The organism is Caballeronia sordidicola (assembly GCF_000729995.1).
Lineage (GTDB): Bacteria > Pseudomonadota > Gammaproteobacteria > Burkholderiales > Burkholderiaceae > Caballeronia > Caballeronia sordidicola_A.
Genome location: NZ_JNFG01000215.1, coordinates 105,672 through 128,270, shown reverse-complemented (window position 1 = coordinate 128,270; position 22,599 = coordinate 105,672). Strand labels below are relative to the sequence as shown.

23 protein-coding genes are annotated in these 22,599 nt (G+C 59.4%); 6 read left to right on the top strand and 17 right to left on the bottom strand.

What is annotated here, in order from left to right:
- Positions 1-36 precede the first annotated feature (36 nt).
- The gene (locus tag FH08_RS0147290; protein ID WP_031365067.1) at positions 37-1,092 is read left to right on the top strand and encodes an aldo/keto reductase; all 1,056 of its coding nucleotides are present in this window, start codon (positions 37-39) and stop codon (positions 1,090-1,092) included.
- Between the two features lie 151 nt (positions 1,093-1,243).
- Here FH08_RS0147290 and FH08_RS0147285 read toward each other — a convergent pair whose 3' ends face one another.
- A complete protein-coding gene (locus tag FH08_RS0147285) occupies positions 1,244-2,098 on the bottom strand; it encodes an SDR family NAD(P)-dependent oxidoreductase (protein WP_031365066.1) in 855 nt (284 codons plus the stop codon).
- 147 nt (positions 2,099-2,245) lie between these two features.
- Positions 2,246-2,557, bottom strand: coding sequence for a DUF4148 domain-containing protein (locus tag FH08_RS0147280; protein ID WP_031365065.1), 312 nt, complete (start codon positions 2,555-2,557; stop codon positions 2,246-2,248).
- Between the two features lie 364 nt (positions 2,558-2,921).
- On the opposite strand from FH08_RS0147280, the gene FH08_RS0147275 reads away from it, so the two are divergent.
- Entirely contained in the window at positions 2,922-3,848 is a 927-nt protein-coding gene (locus FH08_RS0147275; RefSeq protein WP_031365064.1) for a LysR family transcriptional regulator, read from the top strand.
- A gap of 82 nt (positions 3,849-3,930) precedes the next feature.
- Here FH08_RS0147275 and FH08_RS52430 read toward each other — a convergent pair whose 3' ends face one another.
- The 9 genes from FH08_RS52430 to FH08_RS0147235 all read right to left on the bottom strand — a co-directional run bounded on the left by FH08_RS52430 (position 3,931) and on the right by FH08_RS0147235 (position 14,508).
- A complete protein-coding gene (locus FH08_RS52430; protein ID WP_152603117.1) occupies positions 3,931-4,194 on the bottom strand; it encodes a hypothetical protein in 264 nt (87 codons plus the stop codon).
- A gap of 116 nt (positions 4,195-4,310) precedes the next feature.
- Complete coding sequence (locus FH08_RS0147270; protein WP_081889870.1) at positions 4,311-4,871, bottom strand: c-type cytochrome; 561 nt, start codon at positions 4,869-4,871, stop codon at positions 4,311-4,313.
- Between the two features lie 396 nt (positions 4,872-5,267).
- Positions 5,268-5,678 (bottom strand): cupin domain-containing protein, encoded by a 411-nt coding sequence (locus FH08_RS0147265; protein ID WP_031365062.1) that lies wholly within the window; start codon positions 5,676-5,678, stop codon positions 5,268-5,270.
- Between the two features lie 111 nt (positions 5,679-5,789).
- The gene (locus FH08_RS54115) at positions 5,790-5,921 is read right to left on the bottom strand and encodes a hypothetical protein (RefSeq protein WP_268810851.1); all 132 of its coding nucleotides are present in this window, start codon (positions 5,919-5,921) and stop codon (positions 5,790-5,792) included.
- 60 nt (positions 5,922-5,981) lie between these two features.
- Complete coding sequence (locus tag FH08_RS0147255; protein ID WP_081889868.1) at positions 5,982-9,314, bottom strand: efflux RND transporter permease subunit; 3,333 nt, start codon at positions 9,312-9,314, stop codon at positions 5,982-5,984.
- Positions 9,315-9,324: 10 nt separating this feature from the next.
- Complete coding sequence (locus FH08_RS0147250; protein WP_031365060.1) at positions 9,325-10,590, bottom strand: efflux RND transporter periplasmic adaptor subunit; 1,266 nt, start codon at positions 10,588-10,590, stop codon at positions 9,325-9,327.
- Between the two features lie 72 nt (positions 10,591-10,662).
- Entirely contained in the window at positions 10,663-12,327 is a 1,665-nt protein-coding gene (locus FH08_RS0147245; protein WP_235210738.1) for an efflux transporter outer membrane subunit, read from the bottom strand.
- A gap of 456 nt (positions 12,328-12,783) precedes the next feature.
- Positions 12,784-13,083, bottom strand: coding sequence for a superinfection immunity protein (locus FH08_RS0147240; RefSeq protein WP_031365058.1), 300 nt, complete (start codon positions 13,081-13,083; stop codon positions 12,784-12,786).
- Between the two features lie 297 nt (positions 13,084-13,380).
- Positions 13,381-14,508, bottom strand: coding sequence for an aminotransferase (locus FH08_RS0147235; RefSeq protein ID WP_031365057.1), 1,128 nt, complete (start codon positions 14,506-14,508; stop codon positions 13,381-13,383).
- Positions 14,509-14,873: 365 nt separating this feature from the next.
- Between FH08_RS0147235 and FH08_RS0147230 the strand changes: the two genes are divergently transcribed.
- The 3 genes from FH08_RS0147230 to FH08_RS52425 are packed head-to-tail and all read left to right on the top strand — an operon-like array spanning position 14,874 to position 16,725.
- Positions 14,874-15,590, top strand: coding sequence for a helix-turn-helix transcriptional regulator (locus FH08_RS0147230; RefSeq protein WP_081889867.1), 717 nt, complete (start codon positions 14,874-14,876; stop codon positions 15,588-15,590).
- Entirely contained in the window at positions 15,590-16,558 is a 969-nt protein-coding gene (locus FH08_RS0147225) for a threonine/serine dehydratase (protein ID WP_031365055.1), read from the top strand. Before FH08_RS0147230 ends, FH08_RS0147225 begins: the two co-directional genes overlap by 1 nt.
- On the top strand, positions 16,555-16,725 hold the full coding sequence (locus FH08_RS52425) for a hypothetical protein (RefSeq protein WP_200878890.1): 171 nt from the start codon (positions 16,555-16,557) through the stop codon (positions 16,723-16,725). The genes FH08_RS0147225 and FH08_RS52425 overlap by 4 nt, the downstream gene beginning before the upstream one ends.
- Positions 16,726-16,773: 48 nt before the next feature.
- Here FH08_RS52425 and FH08_RS0147215 read toward each other — a convergent pair whose 3' ends face one another.
- From FH08_RS0147215 to FH08_RS0147190, 6 genes are all read right to left on the bottom strand, one after another.
- Positions 16,774-17,553 carry an IclR family transcriptional regulator gene (locus FH08_RS0147215; RefSeq protein ID WP_031365054.1) on the bottom strand — a complete coding sequence of 260 codons (780 nt, stop codon included), beginning with the start codon at positions 17,551-17,553 and terminating at the stop codon, positions 16,774-16,776.
- A 125-nt stretch (positions 17,554-17,678) separates the two neighbouring features.
- The gene (locus FH08_RS0147210; protein ID WP_031365053.1) at positions 17,679-18,443 is read right to left on the bottom strand and encodes an amino acid ABC transporter ATP-binding protein; all 765 of its coding nucleotides are present in this window, start codon (positions 18,441-18,443) and stop codon (positions 17,679-17,681) included.
- Positions 18,440-19,090 (bottom strand): amino acid ABC transporter permease, encoded by a 651-nt coding sequence (locus FH08_RS0147205; RefSeq protein WP_031365052.1) that lies wholly within the window; start codon positions 19,088-19,090, stop codon positions 18,440-18,442. Before FH08_RS0147205 ends, FH08_RS0147210 begins: the two co-directional genes overlap by 4 nt.
- A gap of 2 nt (positions 19,091-19,092) precedes the next feature.
- Positions 19,093-19,818, bottom strand: a complete 726-nt coding sequence (locus tag FH08_RS0147200) for an amino acid ABC transporter permease (protein WP_031365051.1) — start codon at positions 19,816-19,818, stop codon at positions 19,093-19,095.
- 46 nt (positions 19,819-19,864) lie between these two features.
- On the bottom strand, positions 19,865-20,698 hold the full coding sequence (locus FH08_RS0147195; protein WP_031365050.1) for a transporter substrate-binding domain-containing protein: 834 nt from the start codon (positions 20,696-20,698) through the stop codon (positions 19,865-19,867).
- A gap of 437 nt (positions 20,699-21,135) precedes the next feature.
- Complete coding sequence (locus FH08_RS0147190; protein ID WP_031365049.1) at positions 21,136-21,984, bottom strand: helix-turn-helix domain-containing protein; 849 nt, start codon at positions 21,982-21,984, stop codon at positions 21,136-21,138.
- 85 nt (positions 21,985-22,069) lie between these two features.
- On the opposite strand from FH08_RS0147190, the gene FH08_RS0147185 reads away from it, so the two are divergent.
- Positions 22,070-22,567 carry a hypothetical protein gene (locus FH08_RS0147185; protein WP_031365048.1) on the top strand — a complete coding sequence of 166 codons (498 nt, stop codon included), beginning with the start codon at positions 22,070-22,072 and terminating at the stop codon, positions 22,565-22,567.
- The last annotated feature ends 32 nt before the right edge of the window (positions 22,568-22,599 follow it).

The window sequence follows — 22,599 nt, the reverse complement described above, 5'->3', positions numbered from 1 at the left end:
CAGTCCTCTGCAACTTTCAAAGGAGATTGCTTCATCATGGAATATCGTCAACTCGGTCGTTCTGGCCTCAAGGTGTCGACCATCACACTTGGCACCATGACGATGGGCGGCAAGGGCAAATTTGCGAACGTCGGCGAAGTCGGCCTCGACGAGGCGCGCCGGCAGATTGACATGTGCATCGACGCGGGCGTCAACCTGATCGATACGGCGGATGTCTATTCGAATGGTGCGTCGGAAGAAATCGTCGGCGAGGCACTCGGCGGAAAACGCAAGGGCGGCGTGCTGATCGCCACCAAGGCACGCTTTCCGATGGGCGACGGTCCGAATGACCGGGGCTCGTCGCGGCATCATTTGATCCAGGCTTGCGAGGCGAGCCTGCGCCGTCTCAGGACCGATGTGATCGACCTCTACCAGGTTCATGAATGGGATGGGCTCACGCCGCTTGAAGAGACGCTTGAGGCGCTAGACCTGCTGGTCCGGCACGGCAAGATCAGGTATGTCGGCTGCTCGAACTACTCGGGCTGGCACCTGATGAAAGCGTTGCACGTGAGCGAGCGGGATCGTCTGCCGCGCTTCGTGAGCCATCAGATCCACTACACGCTCGAAGCACGCGAAGCGGAGTATGAGCTTGCGCCAATCGCACTCGATCAAGGACTTGGCATCCTGGTCTGGAGTCCGCTGGCAGGCGGCCTGCTTTCCGGCAAACACCGCCGCGACGCGACACCCGAAGGCACGCGACAGCTCGCCGGATGGACCGAGCCGCCGATCCGTGACGAGCAACGACTGTGGTCGATCGTCGACGTGCTCATCGAGATTGCCAGCGAGCACAAGGTATCAGCCGCACAGGTCGCGCTTGCGTGGACGCTTGGGCGGCCCGCGGTCGCCTCGGTGATCATTGGTGGACGCAATGAAACGCAACTGCGTGACAACCTCGGCGCGGCGAATCTGACATTGACCGCCGACCAGCGCGCGCGGCTCGACAAGGTAAGCGCGCCGCCCCTGCTCTACCCGTACTGGCACCAGGTGCAGACCGCACACGACCGTCTTGGACCCGCTGATCTATCGCTGCTGGGGCCGCATCTGAAGGCGTAACCCAATTCTCTCAGTCATCCTGACGAAGACGTTCTGTCGCAATCAGGCGCTCTGCCATTGAGAGCGCCCAAGACCCACCATCTTCCGCTGCCGATAATACCGAACGTCGCCGCGAGCGAGGTGCTCAGGCGACTGCATATCCGGGAGCAAGTCAGTCAGTTTTCTTGCTGAATGCTTCGAAAGCCTGCTTGAAATCCGGATGCCAGCGCGACAGCGGCGGACGGTTCTCGACAACGTCTCCTGCCGCCCACAGGATGCGTCGCTCGTCGAGGGAGCGAGGTACATCGTTGTCGGGGCAGAGAATGTAGAAATCGCCGGCACCCAGGCGTTCCATCATGAAATCGACGGTTTGCTCAGCCGTCCACGCGCCAGCCGGCTTCTCGGTGCGACCATGAGCGGCAAGGTTCGTGAACACGAAACCCGGGATCAGCAAATGAGCGCTGAGCTGGCAATCCGGCGTGTTGCGCAGTTCGTGCTGCAACGCTTCGGTGAACGCCTTCAGCCCGGCCTTGGACACGTTGTAAGCCGGGTCGCCAGGCGGCGTGGTAATACCTTGCTTGGAGCCGGTGTTGATCACCAGACCCGAGCGGCCGCGCGCGATCATTGCAGGTACGAAAACCTGAGTGCCGCGGATGGCTCCCCACAAGTTGACGTCAAGCACCCGTTCCCAGTTAGCGGCCGGACCGAACATAGTGCTGCCTGGTTGAATCCCTGCGTTGTTCATCAGGATATCCGTGCCGCCGAAGCGGTCTTGAACCGCTGCCTCCAGTCGATGCAGGTCCTCGACGCGGCTGACGTCCGTCTCGATTGCCATGACATCGTCCGCTCCATGGGCCGCCAGCATGGCGACTTCCTGCGCCGCATGCGCGAGTCGATCCGCGCCCAGATCGGCGATGCAAACGCGAAGTCCGAGTTGCGCGAATCGCTTGGCAGCGGCAAGGCCGATACCGGCAGCACCGCCTGTGACAACGGCGACGGATCCGGCAGTGAAAGCAAAGTGTGTCATCAATGATCCTTCCTGGACGAGTGCCTGGCACCCTACCGTGTTGATTATCTCTGATCTTCAACTTCGCAACAATTCCTCAAAGCCTGAACCGAAGTCACCTGCCGGCCCCGTGACTCACTATCGCGAGCATTGCTGCCAAAGCAGTCGTCAATGATGCGTGTACAGCGACTGACTCTGAAGCACGGCTACCGGTGCTGGTGATCCGAATGCTGCCCCGTTGGATACTCCACCATAGGATGTGTCGGCAGCCGATGACGTGTCGATACGCGCTTCGGCAGCTTGAATATCGGCTGGGTAATTCAGGTCTTTGCGCGCCGGGTTATAGCCTGCCTGCTCGACCTGCACGAGATCGGCTTTGACTTCCGCACGCGTGACAGGTGCGTTGCTCGCCTGTGCAAACGAGAGCGTGGGAGCGGCGAGAACAGCGGCGGCAAATACTGCACAGATGAGTGATTTCATGATGGCTGCCTTTCAATGTCGGTGGGATGGTGTTGCTCACCATGAGCAGCACCTGATTCGCATTGTGCGTATCCGACCATGACCTCACCCCAACTTTTCCATTACAAATCTGTTATCCGAGCCTGTGCGTGTGCTGTCATCCGACACGCCGCGTACAATACATGGACGGCGCCGATCCTCCAATCCGCTCGGTGCGACATTGGCCAGGTTGATCGTAGCTCTAGAAATACCCATACGTCATCCTTATTAAACAAATCACTGATCCAGACACGCGTTCCTGACGTGGCCGAGATCATCAACCAAATGAAAGCTGGATTGGCACGGTCGACCCACCGCACCAACCCTGCACATCCGAGACAGGTAAATGGATCTAAAGCAGCTTGAGTGTTTTATTGCCGTAGCCGAAGAACGTCACTTCACCCGGGCGGCACGACGGTTGAACATCGTGCAGTCCGGTCTTTCACAAACCATACGCATGCTTGAAGATGACCTCGGCGGTCCATTGCTCGTTCGCAGCACGCGCCGCGTTGATTTGACGCCAGCCGGAAAGGTTCTGTTGAAGGAAGCGGCACGCGTGCTGGCAGCGGCCCGCGAAGCGCGCCTGGCAGTCACCCAGGTGCACGGCCTCGCTCGTGGGCAGTTGCGCATCGGCTCGATTCAGAGCCTCGCGCCGTTCGTCGACTTGCCGGCCTCCCTGGGGCGATTTCGCAGCCGATTTCCTGGAATCGATGTCCAGTTGCTGCTGGATGGTGCAACGCCTTTGCTTGACGAAGTGAACGAGGGACGACTTGATCTCGTTTTCACCCAACCCGGAGAAACCGGCGCCGGGATGGTGACAAGAATGCTGGCTTGCGAGGACGTTGTAGTTGTCTGTTCGCCGAGCCATCCATTGGCTGATGGGCCTGCGACCAACATGTTGAGCCTGCTGGATGAAACCTTCGTCGATCTGAAGCCCGACTGGGGAATGAGACGTCTTCTGGACCGGGGCTTTGCAGCTCTTCCAGGCGCTCGTACGACCGCTTTTGAAGTGAATGACATATCGACGCTGCTGGATCTGGTCGCCCAGGGCCTGGGCATAGCGCTCGTGCCCGAATCAATCGCGCGCGCACGCGCCAAGGACGCGCGCGCAAGCCCGATCGCAGTGACCAAACTATCCGACAGCGCCGCGCCTTGCTGGGAGCTCGTCGTCGCGTTCAAGGGGCATAACGGGCAACCATCCGATCGTGTCACCAAGACCTTCCTGGACCTGCTGATTTCAAAGCGCGGCGTCCCGGTTCAGTATCAGAATTAATGATCTTTTCCTGCAACTCAGGACGAGCTGACCCGCCTCGCCGAGCGTTGGAGCGCTGTTCCCGTGCTCTGCAGACCGTCGTTCACCTTGGCGGACAAGTCGGTTCCCTGACGTGCAAATTCTGACAGGCATAGTCGGGCTTCAGTTGCGGATGAATCGGTTGATGCTTGCCGCTCTTATCGGCGTGCTGGCCGTTTCCGTACAAAAAGTCACTGCCGCTCGCAACAGTAACGTCTCCGGCAATACCGCCAGACATTGACATGCTTGCTGCCTTGCATTCGACAGGCGGCAAACTAGACAACGCGGTGACCAGCGTCAACAAAGGTAGTGCGATACGAGCGTTCATGGTATGTCGACAAGGTGCGTTTTGATTACCGGATGCTTATGTAGATCACTCGGTGTCAAGTCTCTCTCACAGATCCATTTTATTCAGGAATCCGACATGTAATATATTCACGTTCATCATTTCGTTTTAGCGCTGTTGTCTATAATCGCCAAGGCATCGTAGTCTTGAGCAGATATCCCCCGCCCTTTTGACAGGAACGCAGCGAGTTGCCACATCGTCTGATCACTCTGCGTCTTTCCGAACGAAGGCATGCCAGTCATCTTGACGCCGTTCTTGATGACCCAGAACATCAGCCTCGGATTATTCCGTCGATGAGCATCGAGCAATGGCGGAGCAAGCGGCAGGATTCCCTGTCCAATCGAGCTAAGCTCTCGACCAGGCGCTCCATGGCAGTACACGCAGGTTGAGTTGTAAAGACGCGCGCCTGCCCGAACATTTTCCGCGCTAACCAGGTCGGCTGGCACCATTATATTTTTAGCGTGCCGATGCAGGGATTGCGTATAGGTCTCATGCAAAACCCAAGCGACCAGGGGGTTATGTCCGGATGAGGCGGAAACGTCGTAGATACCTGACTCCATGAACGCCAGTCCGCCGGCAATAATCGCAACAGCGCCCCCTGTCAGCAGCAGGCCTGCTTTGCCACGACCAGAAAGTGATTTTTTCGTCGATACGCTCATGTTGTGCACCCGTCGAACCGCAGTGGAAGTTGCCTTTAGTATGCGATCTCGACATTGCGCCATACCGTCAAAGACATTACCGTTTTGTTATCCGACGTACCAGAGATGCGTTGATGACTCGACTCCTCAGGCACCTGGAGGTACATCCGGGTTGTGCAGGAGCGATGCAGATCAGAGGAGGCATTTCGCATCTATACAAAATTTGTATTCCTAAATATAAAGCAGATAACATTTGGTGGAAAGTTCCACACCCTAGTCGAATAACGTGACTTCTTCGGGAAGCGCTTTGACTCAACGCTGCGCTTCCCGCCCTGTCGCGAGAAATACGGATGCTTGAAAGCGAGCTTGTAGGTGGCTGGCGCCGGACCGCATTTGCGCTGGCGCTGAGTGGGCGAGTTATTGACCGAGATCGTCCAGGTGCGTAACGAAAGGACGTATCTTTGCATCCTCCGGATTCACGTACACCACATCGGACGGCACGCGCCGGGGTGCATCAACCGTGAAAAATACGGCGGGAGACTCCAGAATCTCGGTAATTGCGTGCACGGTGTTTCGTTCAAACGTGACCAGCTGGCCGGCCGTGAGCACGCGTGGATCCTCGTCTTCGATGGCAAATTTCACTTTGCCGGTCAGGAGATAGAGATGCTCCTCGCATGTCTCGTGGTAGTGCCGAGGTATTGGATAGTAGACGCGGAAAATTCGCGAGCTTGCCGAGGGCTCATCGGTGAGATAGGTGTCCACGATGGTGCTGACTGCCTCGTCGGGAAACGCCTTGATGATTTCATCCACGTCGAAAAAATTGAACACGTTCTACCTCTGCGTCAGATGCGTGCCGGATCGGCCGCTCGATCTCGATGATGTCGCGCCATCCCTGGTTATTCAACAGGACAGCTTGAATAGATTCAGCACCAGTAGAGATCAATCCCCTGTCACGCAAAACACCCTGCCGAGAAACGCATGCACGACACTTGACACGCGAACCGTATCCAGGTCGGCCGCATCGAGAATCTGGTCGCGCGTTTCGAGCGCTTGTCGCCGTGTTCGTTTCATCTGCCGTTACGCGGGCGCATGGCTAGCTGAAGCGTACCGTATCCGGCGCGCACGGCTCAGCTAGGCTGATGTGTCCTCTCCGCCAAGGCGTGCGACACCCGCACCCCCACCATGACCAGCACCGCCCGGCGCATCGCCGTCGTGGCCGCCCGCGTCGTCGCCGTGATGAGGCATCTTGTGCGACACCTCGTCGAGCTTGTCGCCAAGCAGTCGCCGTACGACCACATAAAACACCGGAATCAGCAGCAGGCCGAGGAACGTCGCAAACAACATGCCGCCGATCACGCCGGTGCCAATCTCGTGACGCGAAGCGGCGCCTGCGCCCGACGAGACAACAAGCGGGAACACGCCGAGGATAAAGGCCATCGAGGTCATCAGGATCGGGCGCAGTCTTAGGCGAGCTGCGCTCAGGACGGCATCGCGCAACGTCATGCCTTGTTGCTGCCCCTCCACCGCGAACTCGACGATCAGAATCGCGTTTTTCGCCGCGAGTCCGATCACGGTCACGAGACCGATCTTGAAGTAGATGTCATTCGGTACTCCGAATGAGAGACAGAACACAAGCATGCCGAGCATGCCGAGCGGCACGACGAGCAGCACGGCAGCCGGAATCGACCAGCTTTCATACAACGCGGCGAGACACAGGAACACCACCACGATCGAGAGCAACAGCAGCGTTATGGCCGACGAGCCCGACAGTAATTCCTGGAACGACTGCCCGGTCCAGTCCGCCGCAAATCCCGCCGGCAACTGCCGGTTGACGATGTTCTGCAGCACATCGATCGCCTGCCCGGTCGAGTAACCCGGCGCGGAGTTGCCGACGATCTCGATCGCGGAGTAGCCGTTGTAGCGCGGCAGCACCGTCGGCCCAAAGCTCCATCTGGCATTCACTACGCTTGCGAGCGGCACCATGTTGTAAGGGCTGATCGACGTATTCGCAGGCGACGGGTCGACGGGTGTAGTGAAGCCGTTCGACGCGCTCGCGCTGCCCGATGACGACTGGCCCGCGGTAGTGCTGGCGCCGGTTGTGAAGAGACTCGGCGTATACAGGTGCTGGAGCGCGTCGAGCCCCATCCGGTACGGCGCATCCGCCTGGATATAGACGCGCTTCACGCGCCCGCCATAAGTGAACTGGTCGATGTAAAACGGCGCGAGCTCCATCTGCAGCGTGGAGTACACATCGGTCAGCGACAGGCCCATCGACTGGGCCTGGGTACGGTCCACCGCGATATCGAGTTGCGGTGCGCTTGGCAGCGAGTTGGGGCGGATCCCGAACAGAACCGGGCTCTTCGTCGCCCCCCCGAGCAGCGTGCCCGTGGCCTGGGCAAGCTCTGCACGCGACTGGCCTTCACGTGCCTGCAGATACATATCGATGCCGCCGAACTGGCTGAGACCGCGGATGGTCGGCAGATTCACCGCGAAGATCTGCGCATCCGAAATGCTATGAAGGGTCTGGTTGATCTTCGGAATCAGCGTCATCGCGGTGTCATGGCGCTTGTTCCAGTCTGCGAGCTTGATGAACGACATGCCGACGTTTTCGCTTGTGCCGACAAAGCTGAAGCCTTCCGGCTGGAAAATCCCCACGATTTCCTTGCTGAACGGACTGTTCGCGAGCTTGTCGCGCACCTCGGTCATCACGTGATCCGTACTCTGCAGCGTCGAGCCGGGTGGCAGGTTGATGAGTGCGAGCACGAAACCCTGGTCTTCATCAGGCACGAAGCTGGTCGGCAGTTTCGTATACAGGAAACCCGTCAGCACCACGACCAGCACGAATCCGATCATCCAGCGCGGCGCATGCGTCACGGCCCGGCCGGCATGGCCGATATATTTATTAGTTGTCCAGTCGAAACTACGGTCGAACCAGCGGTAGAACGCATTCTTCTTCGTCGCGTGTTCAGGCTTCAGGATCGCCGCGCACAGCGAAGGAGTGAACGACATCGCGAGGAACGCGGAGAATCCCATCGACACCGCGATCGTCAGCGCGAACTGCGCGTAGATGATGCCGGTCGCGCCCGGCTGCAGCGCGGACGGGATGAACACGGCGGACAACACCACCGTGATCGCGATAATCGCGCCGGTGATCTGGCCCATCGCCTTGCGAGTCGCCGCTCTTGGCTCCAGATGCTCCTCAGTCATGATGCGCTCGACGTTTTCGATCACGACGATGGCATCGTCAACCACGATGCCGATCGCCAACACCATGCCGAACAGCGTCAACTGGTTGAGCGTGTAGTGCAGCGCCGACAGCCCGATGAAGGTCCCGAGCAGCGCCACCGGAATGACGAGCGTCGGAATGATCGTGGCCCGCAGATTCTGCAGGAAGACCAGCATCACGAAGAACACCAGCACGATCGCCTCGATGAGCGTGCGGATCACGTCCACGATCGACGCGGTAATGAAAGGCGTGGTGTCGTATGGCACGCTCCAGGTGACGCCTTCCGGCAGATCCTTCGCCAGCGTCGCCATCTCGGCCTTGACTGCCTTCGCGACCGCGAGCGCATTGGCGCCCGGCAACAGGAACACGGCCATCCCCCCCGCCGCCTTGCCGTTATAGACCGGCGCGAAGCCGTAGGTCTGCGAGCCGAACGACACCCGCGCCACGTCGCTCAGCTTGACGGTGGTGCCGTTGTTGTTGGCGACAATGATGATGTCCTGGAACTGCTTGACCGACGAAAAGAGGCTGTCGCCCGTCACGTTCGCCGTAAACACCTGCCCTTTCACAGCCGGATCCGCGCCGAGCGAGCCGGCTGCGAACTGCGCATTCTGCGAGCTCACGGCATTGAGCACCTGCGTCGTCGACAGCCCGTAGCTCTGCAGCTTGTTAGGGTCGAGCCAGATGCGCACCGCGTACTCGGAGCCCAGCAGCGTGGTATTGCCGACCCCGTTCACACGGCCGATGTTTGGCTGGATATCTGACGCGAGAATATCGGAGAGACGCCCTGCATCAATCGACGGATTATCCGATTGCAGCGCGACGAACATCAGGATGTCCGGGCTCGCCTTCGCCACCACGACCCCTTGCTGCGTGACTTGAGTCGGCAGCAGCGGCTGGGCGAGCGTGACCTTGTTCTGCACCTGCACCTGGGCGATGTCCGGGTTGGTGCCGGTCGCGAACGTGAGGATGATCTGCGTCTGGCCATTCGAGCTCGAGTTCGAACTGAAATACAGCAGATTGTCGATGCCCGTGAGCTGCTGCTCGATCACCTGGGTCACCGTTGACTCCATCGTCCGGGCGCTTGCGCCTGGATACTGCGCAGTGACGGTCACCTCCGGGGGCGCGATGTCGGGGTACGAATCGATCCCCATGCCGTGCACAGAGATGATGCCGAACAGGCAGATCAGGATCGCGATCACCCAGGCGAAGACGGGGCGGTTGATGAAAAAACTCGGCATGTGCGGTCTCCTACTTCGCCAGGCCGGCCGAAGCCGCTGACGCCGTGGCAGCCGGCGCGGCCGGGGGGCTCGACACGGCGACCGCCATGGGCGCTGCGGGCGCTGCGGAAGCCACCACCGCACCAGACGCCGCCGCTGGCGGTTGCCACGCGACGGGCTTCACCTGTGCGCCCTCCCGCGCCATCTGCACCCCCGTCACGATGATCTGGTCACCGTCCGTCAGCCCCTGCGTCACGATCCAGTTGTTGCCGAGGCTATCAGTGGCCACGACGTCCTTGCGACCCACCTTGTTATCCGCGCCGACGACCAGCACGTACGCGCCGACCGTGTCGCGCTGCACGCCCTGCTGCGGGATCAGGAACACGTTTTTCTGCGTGCCGAAGTTGACCGTCAGCGTCACATACATGCCGGGCAGCAGACGCCGCTGCGGGTTTGCAACGAGCGCACGCAAATTGACCGAGCCGGTCGCAGCATTCACCGATACATCGGAGAAATCGAGCGTGCCCGGCGTGCCGTACGACGCACGATTAGGTAGCGAGATCTTCACCGTGGTGTGATTCTGCTGCGAGAGGTCGACCGAACCGGTGCTCTGGGAGTCCTGCAGCGTCACCAGATCAGCCGAGCTGATCGTGAAGTTCACGTACATCGGATCGATCTGCTGGACGGTCGTCAGCAGCGTGCCGCTTCCACCCGTGTCTGACGTGCTGCTGCCGACCACCGCGCCCGCCGTCACCTGTTGTTGTCCGGCAATACCGCCAATGGGCGCCGTCACGCGCGTGTAGTTGAGCGAGACCCGTGCGCTCGCGACGGTTGCCTCGTCAGCCTTGATCTTGGCGGCGGCGCTGCGTTCGGCAGCATCGGAATTGTCGACGGTCTGCTGCGAGACCGACCCGACCGGCAGCAGCTTGCGGTTACGCAAGGCTGTAATGTGATCGTTGACGTAGGTGGCCTGATCCTCGGCCAGCAACGCGAGGTCGTTATTGAGCTGCGCGCGGTAAAAGACCGGATCGATCTCGAACAGCAGTTGCCCCGCGCGCACCTGCGAGCCTTCGGTGTAAATGCGCCGCAGCAGCACGCCGGACACGCGGGCCGTTACGTTCGCGCTGTAGTAAGGCGAAAGCCGGCCGACGAACTGACGTTCGAGCGGGACCGATTGCGATTGCGCCTTCACCACGGCCACCTGCGCAGGTGGAGGCGGCGGCGCACTTTTCGAGCAGGCGGCGAGTACGATCAGACACAGATACGACAGCGCCGAGCGCTGAGAACGTGACTTCATGAGGACTCCGTTCTTGCTTGAGACCAGCCCGCGCGGGCTCCGCGTGCCGGACACTATGGAACAGCGTTTAAGTCAGTCGGCGGCCGCCTCCGGGGCAAACCGCGCTGGCGTTTGCGTAACGGACGACGAAGCGGACGATGAAGCGGACGACGAAGCGGACGACGAAGCGGACGACGAAGCGGGTGATGAAGCGGGTGATGAAGCGGGTGATGAAGCGGACGATGAAGCAGCAGTTGGCACCGAAGGGACCTCGGCGTCGTCGCGCTGCCAGCCACCACCCAGGTTCTTGACGAGTTGCACGTTACTCTCGGCGAGCAGCGCCTGCGTGTCGCGCAGATTCTGCTGCGCCTCAAGCAAGGTCAGCCGTTGCGTCAGCAAGTTCTGCTGGCTGACCGCGCCGGCATCGAACTGCGCCTGTTCGCTCGCAAACAGCCGGCTGTTACTGTCGTACACCTTCGCGAACGCGTTTGCCTGCGCCCGCAGGTGATTCATCGAAGACAGGTTGTCCTCCACGCTCTGGAAGGCCGTCAGGACCGTATTCCGATAGTTTGCGACGTCTTCGTCGTAGGTCGCCCGTGCGCCGCGCACCGCGGCCGTGCGTGCGCCGCCGTCGAAGATCGTTTCCGCAAGCTCGGGGCCGAGCGTCCAGAAACGGCTCGGCACAGTGAACAGGTGCGCCAGCGTGTTGTGCGCGAAACCACCTTGCGCCGAGAGCGTCAGCGACGGATAGAACGCGGCTTCGGCGACGCCGATACCCGCGTTGGCCGCCGCCGCCGTGCGCTCGGCACTCACCACGTCGTAGCGCCGCTCGAGCAGTTGTGAAGGCAGGGGCGGCGGCACGGGAGGCGTAAGGAAGGGATAGTCCGGATCGGGCGCAATGTTGAATGACGCCGGCGGAACGCCGGTCAGCACGGCAATCGCGTGCTCGTCCTGCTCGCGTGTCGTTTCGGTCGCCTGCAGGTCGGCGATGATCGTCTCGAGGTTCTCCTGCGCGTTGAGCACGTCGTCGTTCGACGCCTGGCCTTCCCTGAACGCGGTTTGCACCATCGCTAGAATCCGGCTGTCGATGTCCTGCTGCTCTTTCAGCGCGTGGATGTCGAAGTCGGCTTGGCGCAGCTGGAAGTAGTCGCTCGCGACACTGGCCGCGATCGAGATGCGCTCACCGGCAAGCTGCGCGTCAGACGATTGTGCGTTCGCCTTCGCTTGCTCTAGCTGGCGCCGTATCTGCCCCCACAGGTCCAGTTCCCAACTGACGCTCCCGGTAGCCGCGACGCTGTTGCCCGCTCCGGCAGACGACGACCCGGTGCTTGCCGCTAAAGCGCCAATGTTGCCACCGGAACGCGCACCTGATAAACCAGCCTTGACAACCGGGAACAGGCCCGCCCGATCTTCCTCCACCGTCGCCAGCGCGACGCGGTAGGCGGCTTCCGCCGACGCGATCGATTGGTTGGCCTGCAGCGCCTGCTCGACGAGACCATTGAGCTTGTCGTCGCCATATGTGCGCCACCACGTGCTCGAGATCGCAGCTTGCGGATTCGCCTCGGCGCGCTGCCAGTCGACGCCTTCCTTGAAACCTTCCGGCACCTGGACCTCCGGCTTGCGATAGTCCGGGCCGACCATGCACGCAGCGAGGCACGTGACGACGATGAGCGCGACGCCGCTCTTCACCACGCGCCGCGATCGAGAGCGTGCGCCGCTTACATAAGGGGCGCCCAAGGTCCGACAATCACCTTTCAAGTGAAGTCTCCTGTGCCGACCGGAGTGAGCGCTTACGCTGGTCTCATAACGCTTGCTGCGGTCTCATGCAGATTCGTTCTGCATACCGGATTAGCAGTCCGACAACGAGATGAAACGTATTCTAGCGAGACGACAGAGACCTTGCAGATTTGGCCAGCTAAGAGACGAGTATGGAGATCAATTTCGCGTTAGAGCCGGCGGCTATCGGCAGCGTGGAGTAACGGCGAGGGCTGCCTGAAACTCGAAAGCCATTTGGCGATTCAACTGGCAATTCAATTGGCTAAGCTTCTGAGCGACACCGGCGATGCGTGCTTCGCCAAACATCAGCAGGATAGCCCCCGGGCGGCAACCCCTCTCCACAGCGGCTAAGCACGTGTCGGAACGGCGCCTCAGGTCACGCCGTCAGTTCGATGTAATTTTAAAGCCCGAGTAATGTCTGACCAATACCTGAGCGTTTCATCTTGTATGCGCGGCATCCGCGCGTCTGTGCGCCCGATCGACAATGGCAGCCACTGTGGCCTGGGCATGCGCGCGTCGCTTAGCCCGCACTATCCGGAATACCCGGGCTTCGCTATCGGGATGAAGTGCCCAGTAAAGCGCTGCGATCCAGCACACGACCGTCCAACCGAACAATGCGTTCAGCAGCGCCAACAATAAGACGTTGCGTCGTCCCTTTCGGTCAGCCAGGATGGCCGGCAGGAAATACACTACGACCGCAGCGGTAACCGCAACGCCCTCTAAAAGGTAGCGAAACATCCTCACCTCCTGCTCGACTTGTCACATCAAAAAACTGCCATTGATCCAAAAGCTGATAGCAATACTACGATCACCGCTATTTAACTTAAAGAGGTGATTAGCGAAAACATTATTAGCTTGAACGCAAGAATCCCTAATTCCATTCATGAGCCAGGGTTGTTTTGCTTGATGTGACGGGCGGCGGCGATCGGACTGAGAGGTCACGATCGACCGTCACGAATAGGCCGGTAAAGAAGAGCTGCGGCGATTGCAGTTTCCGCCATAAATGGGGTGCGCGCCGCTAACCACCATGCATGACTACCGCCGTTCGATGTCATCGAGGAAGCCGGAAACCTTAGCCAATCCCTCTTGAAGGACATCGAGCGGGTTGCCGAAACCGACTCGGATATAACCTTCCATATCAAACGCGCTGCCTGGCGTGAACATCACGCCCGTCGCCTCGATGAGCGAGGTACAAAAGTCGGTCGATGACATATCGACGTCAAACTTGAGCAGGCAAACCGTCGCGGCCTTGGGCTTCACATACGACACCAGCGGCTCCTTGCCGATCCAGTCGTCGAGAACCTTGAGATTAGTCCGCGTAATACCGTGGCTACGGGCCACGATCTTGTCCTTGGCCTCGAGCGCAATGGACGCAAGATAGTCGTCGATCATCCCTACGCTGATGGTGTTGTAGTCTCGATGAATACACACCGCGCGAATCAGTTCGACCGGCCCGGCAATCCATCCCAGCCGCAATCCGGCCAGCGACCATGTCTTCGACATACTGCCGGTACTGATACCCCGCTCATAAAGGTCGGCGACAGACGCAGTGAACCCTGAGCCCTCCTGGTCCGTGCCCCGATAAACCTCATCGCACAAGAGGTATGCGCCGCACGATTGGGCGATGGTCACGACCTCCTTGAGAAAGGCTTCATCCATCAGCGAGCCCGTCGGGTTGTTCGGGTTGTTGATGGCGATGAGCCTCGTCTTGATGCTTGCCAGTTTGCGAAGCTCGTCGAGATCCGGGAGGAAACCATTCTCTTCGCGCAGCGTCATGGTCTGCACGTCGGCGCCGTAGCTTTCAGGAATCGAATAGTGCTGCTGGTACGTCGGCAACACCGCGATCACACGGTCGCCGGGCTCGATCAGGGTCTCGTACACCAGCGCATTGCCACCAATGGCGCCGTGCGTCACGACAATATTCTTCGGCGTCTGCCGTTCATATAAAGCCGCTATATTGGCCCGCAACCGGTCTGATCCTTCGATCGCTCCGTAGGTCAGCTTCATCGGCAGAAGCTCGTCAAGCAGGCTGTCGCGCTTACCGGTCAGTTCGAGCAATTGCGCAACCGTCAGCGATTCGACGCAGGTTTCAGCGAGGTTATAGCGCGCCTCATGCTCGTACCGGTCCATCCAGCGCTCGACCAGAAAGTCCTTGATCTTCATTGCATTCTCCGTTGATCAGCTACCTCTGACGAGAGCCGAAATGATGGGCGAAAAAACAAAACCGGACCAGGTCATCCCTACTGAACCGGCCAACATCGGCGCCGTTCTTTTTTTGTTTGACCGATTATATTTTAAAGTCTATCTTAGACTAATAAGTACATTACCGTAAACAACATGACGCTATGGACACGACATTCCGGACGACAAGGAACCGGTCGACGCGCTCAACGGCGCGTTTCTGGAACTGAAGCGCAACGGCACTTACCAGAAGTTGTTGAAGAAATATTTTGCGGTTGATCTAGCGGTCGACTAAGCCAGGCGTGCGGAACATCGCGCGACCGTTCCGCACGAATCAACATTGACTAATGACTAAAGCACGTAATTTGAAGATCGCCTCCGGACAAGCCGCTGAGCTCACAGCTAACCCGTCGTCCAAGCGTAGGATCAAGCGCAGCGAACCACAACCATCAGCCGAGTTACTCGCTCGCTACTGCGCAATCGCCGACGGCATCGTCCTGTTGTTTCCGCCGTACACCGAAGTCGTCATCCACGACCTCAACACGCAAACCGTGGTGCATGTGGCGAACAATCAGTCCAAACGCGAACTGGGTGACGAATCCGCGCTCGACGACATCGAGTTCGATCCGGACGAAAGCGTGATCGGCCCCTACGAAAAACTGGGCTGGGACGGTCGCAAGATTCGTTCGGTCAGCATCGTCGTGCGCAGTGACGAAGGTCAGGCGATAGGCGTCATGTGCATCAATTTTCATATTGCAGCGCTGGAACAGGCGAGGCAGGCGCTCGACCTGCTCCTCTCAAGCACGGCGCTGCAACCTCAGCCTGAGAAGCTGTTCCAGGACGACTGGCAGGAGCGCGTCAACATCTTTCTCAACCACTGGCTGCAGGAGCGCAAGCTCGCGCTGTCCATGCTGACGCGCGAGCATAAGCGCGCGCTCATAGAAGCATTGCATGAGGAAGGCGCGTTCAAGGGCAAGAGCGCGGCCAACTACGTGGCGAAGGTGCTGTCAATCGGCCGCGCCACGGTGTTCAATTACCTGAAGGAACTGAGGGGCAACGAGTGATGAATGATCTGTTTCAGCACATTGAGGAAGCGCATCGCGCTATTCGACCGCAAGTAAGCGTGACGCCGCTTGCGTTCAGTCCGATGTTGTCGAAGGAAACCGGATGCGACGTGTACCTGAAGTGCGAGCATTTGCAACATACCGGCTCGTTCAAGTTTCGAGGCGCGACCAACAAGTTGCGCCTGCTGGATGCCGATGCCCGCCGCAACGGCGTGCTCACGGTGTCGAGCGGTAACCATGGTCAGGGCGTGGCGCTCGCGGGCAAGCTTACGGACGTGCCCGTCACGGTCTATGCGTCCACATCCGCGGCGGCGATCAAGCTCGACGCTATTCGTGCGCTGGGCGCCGAGGTGATCACGTTAAACGATACAACGCTAGCTGTCGAACTGGAAGCCGCGCGGCAAGCGAAGCTCAGGGGCATGGCGTTCGTGTCGCCTTACAACGATCTCGACGTGATAGCCGGCCAGGGCACGATCGGCATGGAACTGCATGAGCAGGCAAGCGGCACGATTGCCGATCTGGCGGCAGTGTTCGCCTCCGTCGGCGGCGGTGGGCTGATTTCCGGTATCGGCACGGCGGTGAAAACTCTGCGTCCACAAACAGACGTAATCGGTTGCTGGCCTGAAAACTCGACCGCTTTGTATAGTTCGCTCAAAGCTGGAAAAATAATCGACGTTGAGGAAAGCGAAACAATTTCAGACGGCACTGCAGGCGGTGTAGAACCTGGCTCCGTGACCTTCGATATCGGCCGCGAAGTCATTACGGGCACGGCGCTAGTGACAGAAGAAGAGATCAAGGCAGCCATGAAACTGCTTGCGCAAACAGACCGCTGGATGGTGGAAGGCGCGGCCGGGGTCGCACTGGCGGCAATGCTGAAACTCAGCTCCCAGTATCAGGGCCGTGCGGTGGCGGTGGTGCTTTGCGGACGCAACATCATGCTGAATAAATTCATCGAGGCAGTTAAGTGAACGACGGGCTGATTCATACCGAGCAGTTGCGCGAACTCGGCGCGTTGCTCGATGCCGGCCGGCGCGCTCGCGACAATACCGACCCCGCCCAGATCACTCTGGCCGACCTCAGCGGCGTGGCGGTGCAGGACGTGCAGATCGTTGCAAGCTTAGGCTTGGGCGCCTGAGCGCTTTGCCGCATCGCGGTTTCAGCGCGGCCATGGCTCTTGCCGCGATCAACCCGCCGCGCTGAAACTCGTACCGTAATACGGCTGCGATAAAGTTTTCGCCGAGCGGATGAGGTCCTCGAGCATGGCCGCGCGCTTGTTCGGGTCGGTGTCGCGGCTGGTCATGAAACACAGCGCCGCAACCGCTTGTCCGTTCTTGTCTCGCACGGGCGCCGCCATGCAATATCGAAACGTATGGGACAAGCCTTCCGTGCAGAAAAATCCTTGTTGCGCGGCGCGCTCGACATCGCCCAGGAATTCCGGCACTTCGATTCGCTTGCCGTTGTCGAGCACGAAGTCCCCTTCCGGAATCAATGCGCGAATCTCGTCCGCACTCAAGTGACCGAGCAGCAAGCGGCCGGACGCGGTCCATGGAATGGGGACTTTCACGCCTATATCCGAACTGATATTGAACGGACGCGAACTGTTTTCCGACAGCACCACGGTGTATTTGTTGCCCTCGAGCATGCAGAGCTGCGCTGTCTCGTCGTGACTGCGGACCAGGCCGAGGATCGCCTGGTGGGCCCGGCTGATCAGGTCGTTGTGCACCGCATAGTCGGACCCGTAATAGTGCATCTCCCGGCCGAAGAACACGCTGCCGTCCGCGCCCGCCTCCAGCCAACCAGCCTCGGTCAGGATCGTCACAAGTTCGTAGATGCTGGAACGCGGCGCACCCGTTGCTTCAATCAGTTCGCGCATAGTCATGGGACGCCGCACGCTATGCAGTTGCTTGAGGATGGAGACGACCCGGTCGACTCCCCGCGCCCTTGAAGATTCCTGTACAGACATGACTCGAACTCCGTCGGCAATATGATTCGCTTTTTCGTTCTTTGACTGACGCGAGTTTAGCGCGTGGACGGTGGCTTATTGCACTCGAATGCCGCGCTTGCATACCGAGCTTGTACCGGCCACGCTCAATGGTCGAGTACCCGATGCAGGAACTGTTGCGTGCGCTCGTTCTGCGGGTTCACGAAGATCTGCTCAGGCGCGCCCTGTTCTGCTATCACGCCCTTGTCCATGAACACCACGCGGTCTGCCGTCTTGCGCGCAAAACCCATTTCATGCGTGACGACCACCATGGTCATGCCGTCGCGTGCAAGGCCGCGCATGACCTCGGTGACCTCGCCGACCAGTTCCGGATCGAGCGCGGAGGTGGCTTCATCGAAGAACATGATGCCAGGCTCCACGGCCAGCGCGCGTGCAATGGCCACCCGCTGCTGCTGGCCGCCCGATAACTGGCTCGGGTAATGATCGGCGCGGTCGGCGAGACCTACGCGGTCCAGTGCCTCCATCGCGCGCTTGCGGGCGTCCGCCGGGTTCATCTTGCGTGCCTTGATCAAGGCCAGCGAGACATTGCCCAATGCATTCTTGTGCGGGAACAAATTGAACTGCTGGAACACCATGCCCACGTGACCACGAATTTCGCGTGCACGGCGCGCGTCGTGCAGCGGTACTTCGTTGACCCAGACCTCGCCGGCATCGGCGGTTTCAAGACCGCTCATGATTCGCAACACGGTGCTCTTGCCCGAACCCGACGCGCCTATCAGCACGAGCACTTCGCCCTGGCGCACGTCGAGGTTGATCTGCTTGAGCACCTGTGTCGAACCGAACGACTTGGTGACGCCGCTTAAGTTGATGATGGGCTTGATAAGGGAATCAGACGCGATGGCGGTGTTCATGACAACAGGCTCCTTCTTCGATCATGGCGGCGCACCCACCGCGACAGGGGAAAGCACACAATGAAATACAGCACGGCAACCAGGCCATAGATTTCCACCGGCTTGCCGATCCGGTCGACAATCGCCTGGCCCTGATGCATCAACTCCGACATGCCGATCATGCTGACAATCGACGTGTCCTTGATGAGCGATAGATACTGGCCGATCAACGGCGGCAGCACGATCTTTCCGGTCTGCGGCAGGATCACCGAGAAGAACGCCTGCGTCTTGCTCAGTCCGAGAATCTGCGAGACTTCCCACTGCCCCTTCTGGACCGATTCAATACCCGAACGAAAAACCTCCGCAATATAGGCGCCTTGATAAACGCTAAGTCCTATCACGCCGGCTGCGAATACGTCGATGGCGTAACCGAAGTACGACACGCCGAAATAGATGAACATCAGCGTAATCAGAACCGGTGTGCCGCGAAACAGCTCGGTATAGAGCCGGGCAAGCCGTGGCGTACCCCAGGGTCCGAAGGTCCGCAACACGGCTGCCAGCAGCCCCACAAGCGTGCCGCCCACAATGGCCGCTACAGAAAGAATGAGCGTTGTCAGCAGGCCCTGAAGCAGGATGGGAAGGCTGGACATCAACAGGTCGCTTGTCATGGTCACTCTCCTGTTCCAGGGCTGACACGGCGCCTGATGAACAACGGCCGGCGTGCGCGTTTTGCCAGCACGAGTGGCGGATGAAACAGCCGTGCCCCAAGCATCCCGGCGACCCACGACAAGAAGTTACTCAGCACCAGATATGCAATCAGCGTAATCGTGAACGTCTGGATGTACAGCAACGTGCGCGCGTTGATCACGGTCGCCATGCCCGTCAGCTCCGGCAATGCGATAGCCGACAGCAGCGACGTCCCGAGCAGAAGCTGGATCAGGTTGTTCACGATCGCGGGATAGACGGCGCGCGCGGCCTGCGGCATGACCACCTCGACGAAGATCTGCGAACGCTCCAGCCCGAGTATGGATGCCGCCTCCAACTGACCGCGCGGCACGGACTGAATACCCGCCCTGAATACTTCAGCAAGGTACGCACCAACGTTGACACCGAGCGCAATCACACCAGCCGTATAGGCATCGAGCGTAATGCCCATTGACGGCAAGCCGAAGAAAACAATGAAGATCTGCAGCAGCACCGGCGTGTTGCGGATCACCTCGATATAGCAACTCGATATCGCGCGCAGCACCGCAACACGCGACGTGCTGGCGAGTGCGGCCAGCAACCCAAGCAGCATCGCGACGACGAAGGCCAGCAACGTGACCTGAAGCGTCAGCCACGCCGCCCGGATAAAATCGTTCAGATAGCCCGACAGGGTCACCCATTGATAGCTCATTGCTCCTCCATCGTCAGCCTTGCGCGTTGCATGCTGCGTTAGCGCTTCAGTACTGCGGATTCAGCGGGAAACGCGGATCGGCGCCGAACCACTTCTTGTAGAGCTGAGCGTTCTGCTTCGACGCGTTGACCTGGAACAGGAACAGGTTCAGGTAATCGAGCCAGACCTGATCGCCCGCCTTAACACCGAACGCGTTGTATTCAAGCGGAACCAGCGCTTCGTCGGTCACGGTCAACTCGGGGTCGAGCGAAGCCTGATACGCGAGGAAGTTGTTGTCTTCGATCATCGCGTCGGCCTGGCCCTGCTTGACCGCCAGAATGGCCGCCTGCGAACTATCGAATTCCTGGATCTTCACCTGCATGTTCAGCGCCCGTACTTCGTCGCCGTTCGTCGATCCCTTTACCGTAGCAATCGTACGGTTGGACATGTCCTTGATCGACTTGATGCCGCTGCTCTTCTTGACGAGCAGCGCCTCGCTGGCCACAACGTAGGGATTGGTAAAGCTGATTTCCTTGGCCCGCTCCAGATTGCGCGTGAAATTGCAGAACACCACGTCGACCTTGCTGGTCTGCAGGTTCGGAATACGGTTGGCGCTCGTCGTATTGACCACTTCGAGCTTCACGCCCATTTGCTTGGCCAGCTCTTTCGCCAGGTCGACGTCGTAACCGTCGGCCGCCCCATCCTTGTTATAAAAACCAAAGGGCGCGAAGCTCAGGCAATCGCCGACGCGCAGCGTGCCACGCTGCAAGACCGCCTTCAGCGTGGACTCGGCCGAACCATCCTGAGCCGGCGTGGCAACCTTGGTACAGCCGGCCAGCGTCAACAGACCGGCCACCGCGAATAAACAGGCGATACGTGCGCTTTCTTTGACAAGTCTCATTTGGGTCTCAGCCTTGAAAGTGAAAATGTCAGTTCAGGGACAAACGGCGGCGGCCAGAGAAGACCCTGGAATCAACGCCCTTACCATGCCGGCGCATGGGCCTGCATAAAACGATGTTGCGCACAGCCCTGCCTCGCGTGAAAGCACGGCAAGGCCGGATAGAACGAGATACACGACTTGTCTGATATATCGGAATCATGTCCGGTACAGCAGATGACTGAAGTCTTTCACAGAAAAAAACACGTGGCAATGGGGGATGCCGCTGATGTTTTGACAACTCATTGAGCTTGCGTTTTGCTTACCGAATCGAGCACTGGCAATGCTCTTGATGAAGCTAAGCAGGGCGGGATGGAGATCGTCGCTTAAGTTGGCGGTGGTCGAACCGAGTGTGTTCGCCAAGTTTTTATGAATGCGGTTCCAGGCGAAGAAATCCGCTTTCAGGCGTTACGCGAAGGCGGCTCACCCGGGCTTTTCAACCGACGATAAGCACTTGGGCTCATGCCCATGATCCGGCGGAAATGGCCATTGAATGTCGACACGTCGTTGAAGCCTGTTTCCAGCGCTATGCTCAGGACACCTTCGCTGGATCGGTGCAGACGTACGGCAGCTTCGCGCAGTCGCGTGCGCATCAGGTACTGGTGCGGCGTGACACCCACTATTTGCCGGAACAGGCGCAGAAAATGATAGGGACTGGTCGACGCGTCGCGCGCGAGATCCGTCAGCAGGAGCGGCTGCTGCGAGTCCTGCTCGATCCTGCGCAAGGCTGCGGCCACCCGTAGTTCATCGCGAGGGCTCGGCAAACGCGCGGGCCGCTTGACGCCCGTCAACGCAGCCGAAACCGTCCCAGCCAGGCATATTGCCAACTCCTCGAACGATGCAAGATCGCCGTTGTCACGCGCCGCTTGCGCAGCGGCAACAATGGGTATCAACGCAGGCAGTGGTGGCAAATTGGGGACATCGAATGAAATGCGCCGTGCACCCGGCACAGCAGTGATGATTTGCTCGAAGAATTCAGGTTCGAAATGAAACGAAAGGCAGCGGTCCCCCGCGCTGTGCTCATGGCTGCATTCATAGCAATGCTGTTCATTGCCGAGCAACACAGCGCCCGGCGCAAGCGTGGCCGATCCCTGAGTTGAGCGGTAGCGAAACGTACCCGACGTCACCGCGGCGATGCACACGGACTCGTGCTGCTCTTCAAACGGGCGGTCGTGCGGACTGCCGGTGCAGACGGCGTCATGGACGCGCCATCCGGCGCCCGATGCGAGGAGTTGAGGGACTGAAGGCATAAACCAAGATATAGCAATTTTCCCCAAGCCGGGCAACCTGCCGTTCCCTAGGATAGAAAATCCAATCCTTGACGGAGTTCTTGCCATGTCGACATCGCATTCCCTGATTGCCGCTCTTCATACCAATGCGCCCGCTGCCGATCGGGCCGACAAAATGAAACTTTATGGCTGGTTGATCGGCCGATGGGAGATGGACACCGTTGTCTATGACGACGACGACAAGCCGCAAACCGGTCACGGCGACATTCATTTCGGCTGGGTGCTCGAAGGGCGCGCGATCCAGGATGTATGGATTCTTCCCGGGGTCTTTCACGGCACCACCCTTCGTGTCTATGACCCTGCTCTGGACGCTTGGCACATTGTCTGGAGTGACCCGGTTCGCCAATATTATTCGCGGCAGTTGGGCCGTCTGTTCGGTAACGACATAGTGCAGGACGGTCACGATAGCGCCGGTAACGCCGTACGCTGGAGCTTCAAGGAAATCACGCCCGTTTCGTTCCGGTGGACTGGCGAACAATCGCAGAATCAGGGCCAGACGTGGCGCCTCAAAGCGGATTTCTTCGCACGCCGCGTGAGCGACTAGCGAAGTGCCGGCCCTGAGACTTTTGCCTTTGA